A 13,203-nucleotide genomic window follows, 5' to 3' on the forward strand; every position below is an offset into this window, starting at 1 on the left:
AAAAGGGCACCTTGCCGCCGGGGTGCCCTTTCCAATCGTCGACGTTATCGTTTCAAAGGCCGAGGAAATAATTCCGGCTCGACGGCGCCTTGGCAGGGGCGAACCACTTGCCCTGCCAGCTCGCCTTGGTGTTGAGGAAGCCGCCGCCGGTATCCGCTTTCGGCGGCCGGCCCGTGGCAATCAGCGACTGGCGGAGCTCCTCCTGCAGCTTGGCACGCAGGACGTAGTGATCGTAGATATCGAGAATATGGATCGCGTAGGCGATGGCGAGCGACTGGTTGCCGCGGATGACCAGCAGGTTCTCGTCGTTCTGGTAGGAGGCCTTGTAACCGAGATTGTGGCTGCCTGTTATGACGGTGCAATTGTCGGGATGGAGCGGGTCGATGACGACGATCTTGTCGTGGATGATCGCATGGCCGGCGCTCAGCAATTCGGGCCTGAGATCGCCGAACTGGGCGGAGATCGCCGCCGCCCGCACCATCACGACGCGGCCGGCATCGCCGCCCGGCCACCAGATCGCCCGCTGCGGCAGATCCCGGACCGTGCCGTCCGGCCTGGTATAGGTCGTCGGCTCGCCGGGTTTTGCCGGCGGCAGCGCCGCCGGATTGCTGATCGCGCCCTGAACGAGCAGATCCGGCCGCTTGGCGGCAGCCTCCGCCGCCTGGCCGATGACGTTCTGTTCGCCGCGCACTCCCGGATAGAAGGTGAGGAAGAGGATCGCGTCGTCGGCATGCTCCATCAGCGAATAGACGCGGCTCAGATCGACGGGCGTCGGCGATGTCTTGTTCTTGGTCGGCGCCTTGGTGTTGGGTGAAAACAGGATTTCGACGGTGGTCTTGCCGTCCGCCAGCTTTATCGGCGTAACCGGTTCGGCATTGGCTTGGCGCAGCGCCGTGCCCTGCACGCCCTTGCTCGGCGCAAATCCCACGGCGGTTTCGCCGTGTTTGGTGACGGTCAAGGGCACGCCAGCGGGCTGCGGATCATCCCGCAAGAGCTTCCAATAGGCGAGGAACCGTGCCGCGACCTTCTTGTCGTCGATCAGGATGACGTTGTTCGACTGGGTGCAGAGGCCGGTTTCGGTCCAGTTGGTGCTGCCGGTCATGACGGTGCGGGCGACGCCGCCTTCGACATAGACGGCGAATTTATTGTGACCGATGTGGCTGTTGTTGTTGAAGAGGCGATCCTGCACGCGATCGGCCGCAGGGGCGGCGGCATGAAGGCCGGCGCGGGATTTATTGTTGCCCGTATCCCAGACGACCGGTTTCCTCGGCGGTGCGTCGCCCTTCTTGTTGAGATCGGTCGATCCCGAAGTGGAGAGGATGACATGCGCCTTGCCCGCCTCGACGAGCGCTGTCAGCCTTCTCACCAATTCCGGATCGTGCAGTTCGTAAAGCGCCAGATAGAGTTCGCCGTTTCCGTTCTCGGCACGGTCGATCAGCAGCGTCAGGAAGCTCAGCACATCGGCCGTCAGGAACAGGCGGATCGGATCGTTCTCCTTGGGAATATGCTCCTTCAGCGTCTTCAGCAGGCCTTCGGTGACGCGCATCGCCGGGCCGGGCGCGATATTCTCAGGCTTGACGCCCTGCACCTTTTCCAGCTGGCGCAGCAGGTTCTGCGTCGAAAGAATGCCGTTGGTATAGGTCGCCTTGATGGAACCGCCGCCCGGAAAATCGTGGGTGACGTCGATGCTCTCGGTCTTGAAGGGCTCGTCGAGAATGAAGAGCGGCCGTTGCGGCCCCTCGTAGCGCGGCTTGCCGTTCTCGTCGCGATAGGGCGCGGTGTCGGAGGTGGGAACCTCCGCCCGGCCGGGACCGGCGAGGCCGATCGGCGTGATCTCGTAATGGATCCTGAAATCGATCGGCCTGACGGTGGCCTCGTCGCGGGAGCGGCGCAGCGTCAGGTCGCGCCACTGATATTGCTGGATCGGCCAGACCGAGCTGTCCTGCTCCAGCCAGTCGCGATTCGATTGATCGTTGAAAGCGATCCAGGTCGGCAGGATGCGCCTCGCGCCGGCGTCCGGCCCGGTCTCATGCACGCGGGTGATCATGAAGCCGAGGCAATCCTCGATCGGGCCGTCCGCCGTCCAGGCGAGATAGGCGACCTCGCCATTGCACCATGCACCTGCCTTGGTAATCCCGCCCATGCACGCCTCCCCTTGTTGATGCTGAAATCACGATTGCAGCCGCGGCGGCGATGAGCCCTCCACCCATGCCGCCTCTATCGTCGGTTGCGCCTGCCTCTATACATATAGGCAGGCGATACTAAAGTAACGTGACATCCGTCACGCCGGCAGCGGAAAAGCAAAGAGGCCCCGGGGGGAACGGACCTCGCAGGGTTCGGGGTGGCTGCTAACAGTGGCAAAGCACCATCGCTAATTTTGACGACACTGATATGTCCAGCGCCGGTCATCGCGGAACGGAAAGCCGGCTGTTTTTCTCGTTATGCGCTCATTTTTTGACACAAAACTGCCTTGCTCCTTCCGTATCGCCAATGCGATGCGTATCCAAATCTATATTATCGCGCTCCTGCTCAGCGCCATCATGTGGTCGATCTCGTTCGATGCGGCGCGGGAATCCTATCACGCTGCGCAGAGCGCCGGTCTGATGCCGAACCTGCATATCAACAAGAGGCTGGATCGCATCCTCTAAACTGCGATCCGCGCCATGCCTGATCGCTGCCAGCCGTGGTTTGGCTGGCGTTATCAGGTATCTGGACGGTCCTCCGGACAGAAAGTCAAATTTCGTAAAATTTGACCGATCTGCTTAAAAGCCCTGCAAATACTGGTGTGTAGAGTGTTCTCATGAAGGCGGCCGAAGCGTGGACAGACGCATCGACCGCTTGGATCAGGGCAAAACGAAAGCCCGGCGATCCGAAAACGGGGACTTCGACATGCAGAAAACTCTTGCCGCCATCGCCTTGACCTTGAGCATCACCGCGGCTGCCGGTCCGGCCTTCGCCATCGGGCCCGCCGGTCTTGCCCAAGACCTGATGTACACGTCCGCCATCGGCCATTCGCCCGAGGTTCCGCTGACGACACGAGTGGGTTTCGTCAGGCCCAGCGTTCCCTTCGTTCTGCGCAGCCCGGCCGCCGTCGAAGGCGAGGGCCATCAGCTCAAGGCCTATTCGCAGAGCCTGACCTTTGCCATCGACTATGTGTTTTCGAAGACGGTCGCCGCCGTGGAAGCGGTCACGTTTCTGCTCTGAAGCGCGGAAACGTTCGGAGTCTAGGCGTTCAATTCGCGACGAACGTCGAGATACCACTCGACGAAGGCTTTGACGCCGACATCCAGTGTCGTGCTCGGCTTGTAGCCCGTCAGCGCGACGAGCAGATCGGGAGCGGCGAAGGTGCGCGGCACGTCGCCTTTCTGCATGGCCAGCATCTTGCGGATGGCAGGACGGCCGAGCGCCTTTTCCACCGTTTCGACGAAATCCATCAGGCTGACCGGCTGGCCGCCGCCGATGTTGACGACACGGAAAGGCGCCTGGCGCGAGAGCGTTTCGATGCTTGCATCGGCCAAACGATTTTCCTCGTTCGGGGCAATGGCCGACAGCCGGACGATCGCTTCGATGAGATCGTCGATGTAGGTGAAGTCACGGCTCATATTGCCTTCGCCGTAGATCTCGATCGGCTGGCCTTCGAGCATGTTCTTGGCGAATTTGAACAGCGCCATGTCGGGCCGGCCCCACGGACCGTAAACGGTAAAGAAGCGAAAGGCCGTGGTCGGAATCTTGTGGAGGTGCGCATAGCTGTGCGCCATCAGCTCCATCGATTTCTTCGTCGCGGCATAGATGGTGAGCGGCTCGTCGGCGCGATCGGTCTCGTGGAAGGGAACGGTCGCGTTGGCGCCGTAGATCGACGAGGTCGAGGCGAGCATCAGATGGCGGATTTCGACGCGCCGCGCGATTTCCATGATGTTCCATGAGCCTTCGACATTCGAATGAATATAGGCCTCGGGATTTTCCAGGCTGTAGCGCACGCCGGCCTGTGCGGCGAGGTGGATCAGGATGTCAGGCCTGGCCGCGACGACCGCCGCCTCGAGCGCCTTGCGATCCTCGAGCATTGATATGACGGGTGTGAAGGCCGGAAACTGGGAGAGCGCGGCGTGACGCATCTCCTTGAGCTTGACGTTGTAATAGGTTGTCAGGCCGTCGAAGCCCGTCACCTCGTGCCCTTCCTGCAGCAGGCGCCTGGCCAGATGAAAACCGATGAAGCCGGCAGTGCCCGTAATGAAGTAGCGCATTCCCACCTTCTCTCGGCTCCCTGCCGACGGCAAAAAAGCCGATTCCGTATAAAAGTGGACCTCACTTACAAGATAAAAACAGGGCGAGTCGATAGGCCTTTGACAGATAAGGCTTGAGCGCCGCCGCTGCCGTCGTTCGTCCAAATCATGCTGCGTTGCACCATGCGGAATGACGTGTTATGGCCGGCTGGTCGTCTGCGATCGGAACCAGGGATCGATGAGAAACATAATTTATTGGATTCTCTCGGCATTTCTCACCCTGGCCATAGCGCTCGTGTCGCTGCGCTATGTCACGAACTTCTGGCTGCTGTCCTTCATCTACAGTTTCCAGATCCATCTCGGCGTCCTATTCATCGCCGCCAGCCTGGTGATCCTCGCCATCAGGCGGCACGCCTACGGCTTCGTGCTTCTGCTTGCCTCGCTGCTTCTCACCGCGCATGGCGTCGTCATGCTGCGCGAATTTGCCGACGAGGACAGGGGGGCGGGAACGGCGCCGCTTTTCCGTCTGATGTCGTTCAACGTCGCGATCGACAACTGGAAAAACTCGACCGCCATTGCCGATATGGTGATCGCCTCGAATGCCGATGTCGTCAATCTGATGGAAGCCAAGCCGCTGACGTTTCATCTGCAGCGATTGTTCAAGGTCTATCCCTACCATATCGGCTGCGACCACGGCAAAGACAGCTGTGACACGCTGCTCTTGTCCAAACGCCCGTTCGTCACACGGCAGGTCGCGAGCATCGGCAGTCTCAGGAAAGACAGGCTGGTCGTCGCAGGCGTCGAGTTCGGCGGGCAAACCTTCAATTTCGTCTCGGCGCACCTGACCAAGCCCTATTTCGACGATTACCAGGCGGAAGAATTGGGAGATCTCGGCAAGGCGCTCGGTGCGATCTCAGGTCCGCTGGTGCTGTCGGGCGATTTCAACTCGTCGTCGATTGCCCCCGGCATCCAGGCTTTCCTGCGCAAACAGAAACTGAAGACCGTGGCGCCCGAACCGGCTACATGGCCGATCGCCGCCGGACGGTTCGGCATCGCCATCGACCACATATTCGCGCGCGCCCCGCTTCATCTGACGTCGTTGAAACGCCTCGACGACAATCTCGGTTCGAACCATTCGGGCCTGATCGCCGAGTTCGTTCTCGACAAGGACGGTGAACCTTAACTGCTGCGATAGCCGGTCCGAAATCAGAATCTGGTCCGGCCGCCCTTTCGGTCGATCATCTGAAACTTCTTTCCATCGGTCTTCACGCTGACGCAATCGGTCGATTTGTCGGGAAACCGGACGCACACCTGGCCATTGCTGATCTTGTAGCCATTCTTGTTGCCCTCACGATATTCGTAGCCGTTCTTGGCTTCTTTCAGCTCCGACGTGCCGGGCAGGTGCTGGCGAATTTCCGCTTCGCTTGCGGCTCGCATGTTCGCCGTCTGGGCAACGGCCATTGCAGGCAGCACGAGTGAAAGCAAACCGGCGAGGGCGGGCAGGCTACGCATTGTGGACATCTCCTGTCAGGTCTGTCGGCGCATTCATTCTACGAGAATCCCCGCAGGGGAATTCAACAGGCATGGCGGCCATGCCGGCGGACGATCTCGGCCCGCCGGCCATTGCCTCAGGTTCTTCCGAATTCGTCGACGATGCGGATGATGTCGTCCTCGCCGAGATAGGAACCCGTCTGGACCTCGATGAGTTCGAGGACGATCTTGCCGGGATTGGCCAGGCGGTGGACTTCGCCGAGCGGAATATAGACGCTTTCGTTTTCGCGCAGCATCCGCACGGTCTCGCCGACCGTTACCTCGGCGGTGCCCTTGACGACGACCCAGTGTTCGGAGCGATGGTGATGCTTCTGCAGCGAAAGCTTCTTGCCCGGCGTGACGAAGATGCGCTTCACCTGGAAGCGGTCGCCGTTGAAGATCGAGGTGTAGCCGCCCCAGGGACGATAGGACGTCGGATGGGTTTCGGTGAGTTTGGCCGTGGCGGAGGTGGTGGCCAGCATCTTCACCAGTTGCCCGACATTCTGGCTGTCCTTGAGGGGGCCTACGTAGACGGCATCCTCGCTGGCGATGACCGCGACATCTTCCATCCCCTGGACGGCAAGATGCACGCCATGCGTCATGACGAGCGAGTTGCGGGTATTGACGACGGTCGTATTGGCGGCGGCGACGTTGCCATTGTCGTCGCGGGCGCCGGACTTCCAGACGGCATCCCAGCTTCCCATGTCCGACCACCTGAAGGGCGAAGGGACAACGGCGGCCTTGGCGGTCTTTTCCATGATCGCATAGTCGATCGATATATCGGGGCTCTTGGCGAAGTGGTCGGCATCGAGGCGCGTGAAGTCGAGGTCGCGGCTTGCCTTGGAAACAGCCTTGCTTGCCGCCTTCAGCACGTCAGGCGCATATTCCTCCAGTTCCGCCAGCAGTTCCGTCACCGGGAACATGAAGATGCCGGAATTCCAGTAGAAGCCGCCGTCGGCGAGCATCTGCTCGGCCTTTTCCAAAGCCGGCTTCTCAACGAAGCGGCTGACCTTGTGGGCACCGTTTCCGAGCGCCTCGCCGATCTCGATATAGCCGTAGCCGGTCGCCGGCTCGGTCGGGTTGATGCCGAAGGTGACGAGCTTGCCTTCAGCGGCGGCATCGCGGGCGATGCGGATGCAATCGAAATAGCTGTCGTCGGCAAGGATCTCGTGATCCGAGGCGAGCATCTGGATGATGGTGTCCTTGCCGAAAAGCTCGCTGGCCAGCGTTGCGGCTGCCGCCACCGCTGCAGCGGTGTTGCGGGCAACCGGTTCGAGCAGCACGGCGGCGAGCGGGATGGCAAGTGAGCGCGCCTGCTCGGCCACCAGGAAGCGGAATTCTTCGTTGGTAACGACGATCGGCGCTTCATAGAGCGCTGGATTGGAAACGCGTTCGAGGGTTGCCTGAAACAGCGTCTTGTCGCCGACGAACTGGATGAACTGCTTCGGGGCGGTGGCACGGGAGAGCGGCCAGAGCCGCGTGCCTTTGCCACCGGCCATGATCACGGGAACGATTTTCTGCGTCATTGGCGGTTTCCTTGAAATAGACGACTTTTTCGTCGCATGCTTACCGGGCATTTGCCCAGCCCCTTATTCGATTGAGCCCTGCATCCAAAAGGTGAAGAGCCGCGGCTTCGCTCTCGGCCTCCACATAGCAGCGCATTTCTGGCGCATTGCCGGACGGGCGAAAATGGATGATCCTGCCATCCCCAAGTGTGACCCGGAGTCCATCGATATCGGATTTCGCCGCGACCTTGCCGATCGGCTGCAAAAAGGCGGAAAGATTTTCGTCCGAGGCGCGCAGATGCTCCATCAGCGCCGCGCTCGTCTCCACCGGAAAATTCTCCAGACGGTCGGCCGCGGCGAAGGGCAGGCGGTAGGAGGCGGCAATGGCGGAAAGCGGCTCCCTGCGAATGGCGGCGAGCGACAGGATCGCCAGCATCGGGATGAAGCAATCGCGTGTCGGCAAGGCGCGCACGGTTTTGCCGTTGATGTCGAAGGGGGTTGCCGTCAGCAGCCCGCCATTTGCCTCGAAGCCCATGACGTGGTCTCGCCCGGCAGCAACGGCCCCTTCCATCCCTGATATGACGAAAGGCGAGCCGACGCGGGTGCGTGTGACGGCGAAAGAGCCCGCGGCCTCGATGCCGGAATTGGAGGTAACGGGTGTCACCACCGTGCCGGCTCCCAGGAAACCGGCGGCCACCAGCCCTAGAAGGTCGCCGCGCAGCGGTGTGCCCGTTTCATCGGCGACCAGCGGGCGGTCGCCGTCGCCGTCGGTCGAAACGATCGCATCGAACTTGTGATCGGTCGCCCAACGCTTCATCAGCGCGATCGTCTCGTCGGACACGGCTTCGGTGTCGACCGGGATGAAGCTTTCCGAACGGCCGAGAGCAACGATCTCGGCGCCGTAATGGGCGAGGACGTCGACAAGGAGATCGCGGGCGACGGTGCTGTGCTGGTAGACGCCGATCTTCAACCCCGACAGCGCCCCTGCCGGAAGCAGGGATGCATTGCGTTCGAAAAAGAGCTGGCGGCAGACCGCCTCACGCTCCGCCGTATCGGCCGGCGCCTCGGCCACCGCTTCGCCGCTCGCCTCGATCTCGGCCGCCAGCGCGGTAATCGCTGCCTCGTCGGATTTATCGATTTCGCCGTCAGGGCGGTAGAATTTGATGCCGTTGCGATCGGCCGGGATATGCGAGCCGGTGATCATCAGGCACGCGGCCCCGCTTTCGAGGCCATAGAGAGCAAGGGCAGGCGTCGGCACATTGCCGCAGTCGAAGACCCGGAAGCCGAGCGCTGTAAGCGCCCCGGCACAATTTGAAGAGATCTCAGGGCTGGAATCACGAAAATCGCGGCCGAGCAGAACGACATCGCCAGCCTGCGCCTTGCCGGTCCGCAGCAGATATTTGCCGAACGCGGTGGCGTAAAGGGCGGAAGCGCGTCCCTTGAGATCGACTGAAAGTCCGCGAAGGCCGCTCGTGCCGAATTTCATATGAACACATGGCTCCGATTGTCACCATCAAGGTTCTACTCAGGCCGACTGTCGGCGTAAATACCGAAGCGGGCATATAGTTAAACACGGGCGAAATGTTCCGGCAGGCTTTGGCAAGTCTGCCCTGCCGGCAGGCATTGCGACATCAGGCTATTTTGCTAGAACGTTGTGTAACTTGTTTTGTCATGTCCTGAAGGTTTCCTGATGAGCGATACATCCGTCAGTCTCGAAGAGAGCTGGAAGGCCGCGCTGGCGGGCGAGTTTTCCAGCCCCTACATGCAACAGCTCAAATCCTTCCTCGTCGCGCAGAAGCAGGTCGGCAAGCGGATTTTCCCCAAGGGCAGCGAATATTTCCGCGCCCTCGACCTGACCCCGGTCGCCAAGGTCAAGGTCGTCATTCTCGGCCAGGACCCGTATCACGGCCTGGGGCAGGCGCATGGCCTCTGCTTCAGCGTCCGGCCGGGCGTGCGAATCCCGCCCTCTCTCGTCAATATCTACAAGGAGATGGAGGCCGATCTCGGCATCTCGCCGGCGCGCCACGGCTTTCTCGAACATTGGGCAAGGCAGGGCGTGCTGCTGCTGAACAGCGTCCTGACCGTCGAGGAGGGCCAGGCGGCCGCCCATCAGGGCAAAGGGTGGGAGCGCTTCACCGACGCCGTCATCCGCAAGGTCAACGACGAATGCGAAGCCGTCGTCTTCATGCTCTGGGGTTCCTATGCGCAGCGCAAGGCCGCCTTTGTCGACACGGCGCGGCATCTGGTGCTCAAGGCGCCGCATCCTTCGCCGCTTTCGGCTCATAACGGCTTTTTCGGCTGCAAGCATTTTTCGAAGGCGAACGCCTTTCTGCAATCGCGCGGACGCGAGCCGATCGATTGGCAATTGCCGGCCGATCCTCATGGCGCATGAAGTGAACGTAGTCTGATCTTCGTTCACTAAAAGAAGACAATGCGTTTTGGTCTGCGGCTCTATCCGCAGGGCCTCGGGGCGCGCATTTATGATCCATCGAAAGCCCGCGAGAGGCGGGCAAGAAAGGGGTCTCACATGCTCGATCAGATCAAGGGTCTGCACCACGTCACGTCGATGGCGGAGGACGCCCGCACCAACAACCAGTTTTTCACCAATGCGCTTGGCCTGCGCCGCGTCAAGAAGACCGTGAACTTTGATGCGCCTGATGTCTATCACCTCTACTACGGTGACGAGACCGGTGCGCCCGGCACAATCATGACCTATTTCCCGTTTCCGAAGATGGCACAGGGCCGTCCGGGCACCGGTGAGGTCGGCACCACGGTGTTTTCCGTTCCGCAGGGCTCGCTCGGCTTTTGGAGCGACCGCTTCGCCACGCTCGGTCTCGGCGGCCTGAAGGCCGAGGAGAGCTTCGGCGAAAAGCGTCTGAACTTCTCCGGCCCGGATGGCGACGGCTTTGCGCTCGTCGAGGTCAGGGATGACGCCCGCCAGCCCTGGACGCATGGCGGCATCAGCGAGGACCATGCCGTTCGTGGCTTCCACTCCGTCGCCCTGCGGTTGAGAGACGAAGGCGCGACAGCCGAACTGCTGAAGTTCATGGGTTATGAGGTGGCCGAGGAAAGGGATGGCGTCAAACGGCTGATCAAGCCCGATGGCAACGGCGCGCATCTCATCGATCTCGAAACGATGCCGAACATCGCCCGGGCGCTTCCCGGCGCCGGCTCCGTCCACCATGTCGCTTTCGCCGTCGAGAACCGCGAAAAGCAGCTCGAAGTGCGCAAGGCGCTGATGGATACGGGCTATCAGGTGACGCCGGTGATCGACCGCGATTATTTCTGGGCGATCTATTTCCGCACGCCGGGCGGTGTGCTGTTCGAGGTCGCGACGAATGAACCTGGCTTCAATCGCGACGAGGATACGGCGCATCTCGGCGAAGCGCTGAAGCTGCCGCAGCAGCACGCCCATCTTCGCAATCTGCTCGAGCAGCATCTGCAGCCGCTCGAAGGTTAAGGAGAAGGATATGACCGAAACAGGATATGTGCACCGGCTACACGCCGGTGCGCCCGATAAGCCCATTCTGGTCGTTCTGCACGGCACCGGCGGCGATGAGAACCAGTTCTTCGACTTCGGCCAGCGCCTGCTGCCCGACGCGACGATTCTCTCTCCGCGCGGCGATGTTTCCGAATATGGCGCGGCGCGATTCTTCCGCCGGACCGGGGAGGGGGTCTACGATATGGCCGACCTTTCTCGCGCGACGGAAAAGATGGCAGCTTACGTCAAGGCGTTCGCTGAGGAGTATCAGGCCTCAGCCATTCTCGGCCTCGGCTTTTCGAACGGCGCGAATATCCTTGCCAATGTGCTGATCGAGAAAGGCATTTTCGATGCCGCGGTTCTGATGCATCCGCTTATTCCGTTTCAGCCCGAGGCCCGGTCGATCCTTGCGGGAAGAAAGGTGCTGATTACGGCAGGGCAGCGGGATCAGATCGCGCCCGTACCGATGACCGAGGCGCTGTCTGAACATTTGAAAGACCGGGGGGCGGAGGTCAGGACGGTCTGGCATCCCGGCGGCCACGAGATCGCGCCACTTGAAGTCGATGCCGTTCGCGACTTTCTTGGCGGCTATTGATGGCCGATCGGCTGTAAACCGATTTGCGGGACCGGCTGGCGCCGGCCCCGCATCTTTACCGGAACGATGATCCCGTCGTCATTGACCGATAGAATGATTATTATTGATATCCATCTTATTCGAAAACCGATTCCGATTTTCGGGCCGATGGCTAGGGGCGAGGAGGATATTTGCCCCGGATTGCCTTCATGTAAAAATTCCCCGGAGATTCCGCCATCGTCAAACCGACGACGACTCCCTTGGGAACGCCTTCATATTCTCGTCTCTGACCATTTGTCAGATAGACCCGTAGATGCCGGCTGTCTTCGTCGTAGGTAATCGCCTCGATAAGTTTCGAATCAACCGCAGTTTCCACTTTGCACCCCGCGATTTTTGGATCTGAGATTACTGAGTCGAGAACGTCGTTCACGTTCGCAACGCGCCATCATCATGCGCCGCCGCGAGGGCGTCAAGCACGATAAGCTTAAGCGTTCATTTTTTTCCAATCGCTCTCGCCATGGTTGATTTATACAGCTTTTTCGGAGACCTCGATCTGTGGAAATCCGCTTGCCGGCAGTTCTCCAGCGCGCGGACCGAGTAGCCGGCACAGATGCTGATCGGGCGAACAGTATGGCTTAACGCTGGATTAACCATCATATACCAAAATACAGCGCAACATTGACCGCGAATCCTTTCCAAAAATGGTCGAAGACATGGGCCGTTTCTCGTAACAGCAGTGTCGCCGTCATTGGCGGGTTGCATGAGGGCCTTGCACTTTCTGGCAGGAGCTACAAGGATGGACGATCATCGTTTGCCGTTGTGCCGACTCCGCCGTACTCGGCGGCGACGGTCTGACGCAGGCGGTGCAGCAGGTGGCGAGGGATAACGTCGTTTTAAATGGGGAAGCAGTTCCGGTTCCCTCTCGACGAGGCCGTGATCAGGTCAACTTCTTCGTGAACACTGACCACATGCCGCAATGAATCAGCAATGGACCGCACCCGAACCTTATGTTCGGTCGGATCCCGTAAATGGGTTACATGTTTAACTATCTAGGGCCGTGGCGAGAACAGATACCGATACTGGCCGGTAACCGCAAAGGACGCGCTCGGCTGAAATTTGCCGAGGGGGAATTCGCTGCGGTCTACGCAATGACCGATATTCACGGCTGCTACAGCGAACTCGTCGAAGTGCATCGTCGCATCGAAGAGGATGCCGCGCGCATACCGGGACCAAAACTGATCGTCATGCTCGGCGATTATGTCGACCGGGGACCGGATTCGAGCGCGGTGCTGGAGTTCCTGAGCAAGGGGCCGCCGGCGGGATTTCAGCGTTTGGTCCTTTGCGGCAATCATGATGCTGAACTGGCAAAGCTCTATCGCAAGCCGGCGCGCATCATCGAATGGCTCAATTTTGCCGGACCGGAGACGCTGCATTCATACGGCATCGATATCGAGCATCTGCTGCAGTCGTCGGCCGGAAACGAGGCGATCGCCCGCGTCATTCACAACATGATACCCGAACGGCATATCCAGTTTCTGGAATCGCTGCCGATCATGCTGCGGATGGGACGGGTCGTCTTCGTTCATGCCGGCGTCAAGCCGGGCATCGATCTCAAGAAGCAGAAGGACAGCGACCTCATGTGGATCCGCCAGCCCTTCCTGGATCTGGGGCCGCAGCTTCCTGTGCTGGTGATTCACGGGCATACGCCGGCGCGAACCCCGACATTCGGGCCGCAGCGCATCGGTATCGACACTGCGGTGTCGGCAACGGGCCGCCTGACGGTGCTGACGATCAAGGGAACGCGCGTCGGCCTTCTTTGAACGAAGGTGACGAAATGCGAAGGCGGTTCCGTTTCTCCGACCGCTCAAAAGCAAACGCCGCGGATTATGCCCC

General features: G+C 60.5%; 13 protein-coding genes. 7 read left to right on the plus strand and 6 right to left on the minus strand.

Annotated features, from left to right (window positions below):
- Positions 1-52: 52 nt before the first annotated feature.
- Entirely contained in the window at positions 53-2,143 is a 2,091-nt protein-coding gene (locus tag ATY77_RS09020; RefSeq protein WP_088687037.1) for a phospholipase D-like domain-containing protein, read from the minus strand.
- Positions 2,144-2,495: 352 nt separating this feature from the next.
- Here ATY77_RS09020 and ATY77_RS32790 point away from each other — a divergent pair, with 352 nt between their 5' ends.
- On the plus strand, positions 2,496-2,648 hold the full coding sequence (locus ATY77_RS32790) for a hypothetical protein (protein ID WP_176538952.1): 153 nt from the start codon (positions 2,496-2,498) through the stop codon (positions 2,646-2,648).
- Positions 2,649-2,889: 241 nt separating this feature from the next.
- On the plus strand, positions 2,890-3,204 hold the full coding sequence (locus tag ATY77_RS09030; RefSeq protein ID WP_190237601.1) for a hypothetical protein: 315 nt from the start codon (positions 2,890-2,892) through the stop codon (positions 3,202-3,204).
- A gap of 20 nt (positions 3,205-3,224) precedes the next feature.
- Here ATY77_RS09030 and ATY77_RS09035 read toward each other — a convergent pair whose 3' ends face one another.
- Positions 3,225-4,241 (minus strand): NAD-dependent epimerase/dehydratase family protein, encoded by a 1,017-nt coding sequence (locus ATY77_RS09035; RefSeq protein WP_088687040.1) that lies wholly within the window; start codon positions 4,239-4,241, stop codon positions 3,225-3,227.
- Positions 4,242-4,458: 217 nt separating this feature from the next.
- Here ATY77_RS09035 and ATY77_RS09040 point away from each other — a divergent pair, with 217 nt between their 5' ends.
- Positions 4,459-5,403 (plus strand): endonuclease/exonuclease/phosphatase family protein, encoded by a 945-nt coding sequence (locus ATY77_RS09040; protein ID WP_088687041.1) that lies wholly within the window; start codon positions 4,459-4,461, stop codon positions 5,401-5,403.
- Positions 5,404-5,426: 23 nt separating this feature from the next.
- Here ATY77_RS09040 and ATY77_RS09045 read toward each other — a convergent pair whose 3' ends face one another.
- From ATY77_RS09045 to ATY77_RS09055, 3 genes are all read right to left on the minus strand, one after another.
- Positions 5,427-5,732 (minus strand): hypothetical protein, encoded by a 306-nt coding sequence (locus ATY77_RS09045; RefSeq protein ID WP_088687042.1) that lies wholly within the window; start codon positions 5,730-5,732, stop codon positions 5,427-5,429.
- Between the two features lie 116 nt (positions 5,733-5,848).
- Positions 5,849-7,276, minus strand: a complete 1,428-nt coding sequence (locus ATY77_RS09050) for a mannose-1-phosphate guanylyltransferase/mannose-6-phosphate isomerase (RefSeq protein ID WP_088687043.1) — start codon at positions 7,274-7,276, stop codon at positions 5,849-5,851.
- A gap of 40 nt (positions 7,277-7,316) precedes the next feature.
- Positions 7,317-8,741 carry a phosphomannomutase gene (locus ATY77_RS09055; protein WP_088687044.1) on the minus strand — a complete coding sequence of 475 codons (1,425 nt, stop codon included), beginning with the start codon at positions 8,739-8,741 and terminating at the stop codon, positions 7,317-7,319.
- A gap of 204 nt (positions 8,742-8,945) precedes the next feature.
- Here ATY77_RS09055 and ung point away from each other — a divergent pair, with 204 nt between their 5' ends.
- The 3 genes from ung to ATY77_RS09070 all read left to right on the plus strand — a co-directional run bounded on the left by ung (position 8,946) and on the right by ATY77_RS09070 (position 11,331).
- Complete coding sequence (gene ung, locus ATY77_RS09060; RefSeq protein ID WP_088687045.1) at positions 8,946-9,647, plus strand: uracil-DNA glycosylase; 702 nt, start codon at positions 8,946-8,948, stop codon at positions 9,645-9,647.
- A gap of 135 nt (positions 9,648-9,782) precedes the next feature.
- On the plus strand, positions 9,783-10,715 hold the full coding sequence (locus tag ATY77_RS09065; protein WP_088687046.1) for a VOC family protein: 933 nt from the start codon (positions 9,783-9,785) through the stop codon (positions 10,713-10,715).
- Between the two features lie 10 nt (positions 10,716-10,725).
- Positions 10,726-11,331 (plus strand): alpha/beta hydrolase, encoded by a 606-nt coding sequence (locus ATY77_RS09070; protein WP_088687047.1) that lies wholly within the window; start codon positions 10,726-10,728, stop codon positions 11,329-11,331.
- 151 nt (positions 11,332-11,482) lie between these two features.
- Here the strand turns inward: ATY77_RS09070 and ATY77_RS09075 are convergent, their stop codons facing one another.
- Positions 11,483-11,716 carry a KTSC domain-containing protein gene (locus ATY77_RS09075; RefSeq protein ID WP_088673718.1) on the minus strand — a complete coding sequence of 78 codons (234 nt, stop codon included), beginning with the start codon at positions 11,714-11,716 and terminating at the stop codon, positions 11,483-11,485.
- A gap of 622 nt (positions 11,717-12,338) precedes the next feature.
- Between ATY77_RS09075 and ATY77_RS09085 the strand changes: the two genes are divergently transcribed.
- Positions 12,339-13,130, plus strand: a complete 792-nt coding sequence (locus ATY77_RS09085) for a metallophosphoesterase (RefSeq protein WP_088687048.1) — start codon at positions 12,339-12,341, stop codon at positions 13,128-13,130.
- The last annotated feature ends 73 nt before the right edge of the window (positions 13,131-13,203 follow it).

The organism is Rhizobium sp. R634 (assembly GCF_002211305.1).
GTDB lineage: Bacteria > Pseudomonadota > Alphaproteobacteria > Rhizobiales > Rhizobiaceae > Rhizobium.

Coding starts and splice junctions, on each gene's coding strand:
- ATY77_RS09020 (WP_088687037.1), bottom strand. CDS start 2,143: ATGGGCGGGATTACCAAGGCAGGTGCATGGTGCAATGGCGAGGTCGCC.
- ATY77_RS32790 (WP_176538952.1), top strand. CDS start 2,496: ATGCGTATCCAAATCTATATTATCGCGCTCCTGCTCAGCGCCATCATG.
- ATY77_RS09030 (WP_190237601.1), top strand. CDS start 2,890: ATGCAGAAAACTCTTGCCGCCATCGCCTTGACCTTGAGCATCACCGCG.
- ATY77_RS09035 (WP_088687040.1), bottom strand. CDS start 4,241: ATGCGCTACTTCATTACGGGCACTGCCGGCTTCATCGGTTTTCATCTG.
- ATY77_RS09040 (WP_088687041.1), top strand. CDS start 4,459: ATGAGAAACATAATTTATTGGATTCTCTCGGCATTTCTCACCCTGGCC.
- ATY77_RS09045 (WP_088687042.1), bottom strand. CDS start 5,732: ATGCGTAGCCTGCCCGCCCTCGCCGGTTTGCTTTCACTCGTGCTGCCT.
- ATY77_RS09050 (WP_088687043.1), bottom strand. CDS start 7,276: ATGACGCAGAAAATCGTTCCCGTGATCATGGCCGGTGGCAAAGGCACG.
- ATY77_RS09055 (WP_088687044.1), bottom strand. CDS start 8,741: ATGAAATTCGGCACGAGCGGCCTTCGCGGACTTTCAGTCGATCTCAAG.
- ung (WP_088687045.1), top strand. CDS start 8,946: ATGAGCGATACATCCGTCAGTCTCGAAGAGAGCTGGAAGGCCGCGCTG.
- ATY77_RS09065 (WP_088687046.1), top strand. CDS start 9,783: ATGCTCGATCAGATCAAGGGTCTGCACCACGTCACGTCGATGGCGGAG.
- ATY77_RS09070 (WP_088687047.1), top strand. CDS start 10,726: ATGACCGAAACAGGATATGTGCACCGGCTACACGCCGGTGCGCCCGAT.
- ATY77_RS09085 (WP_088687048.1), top strand. CDS start 12,339: ATGGGTTACATGTTTAACTATCTAGGGCCGTGGCGAGAACAGATACCG.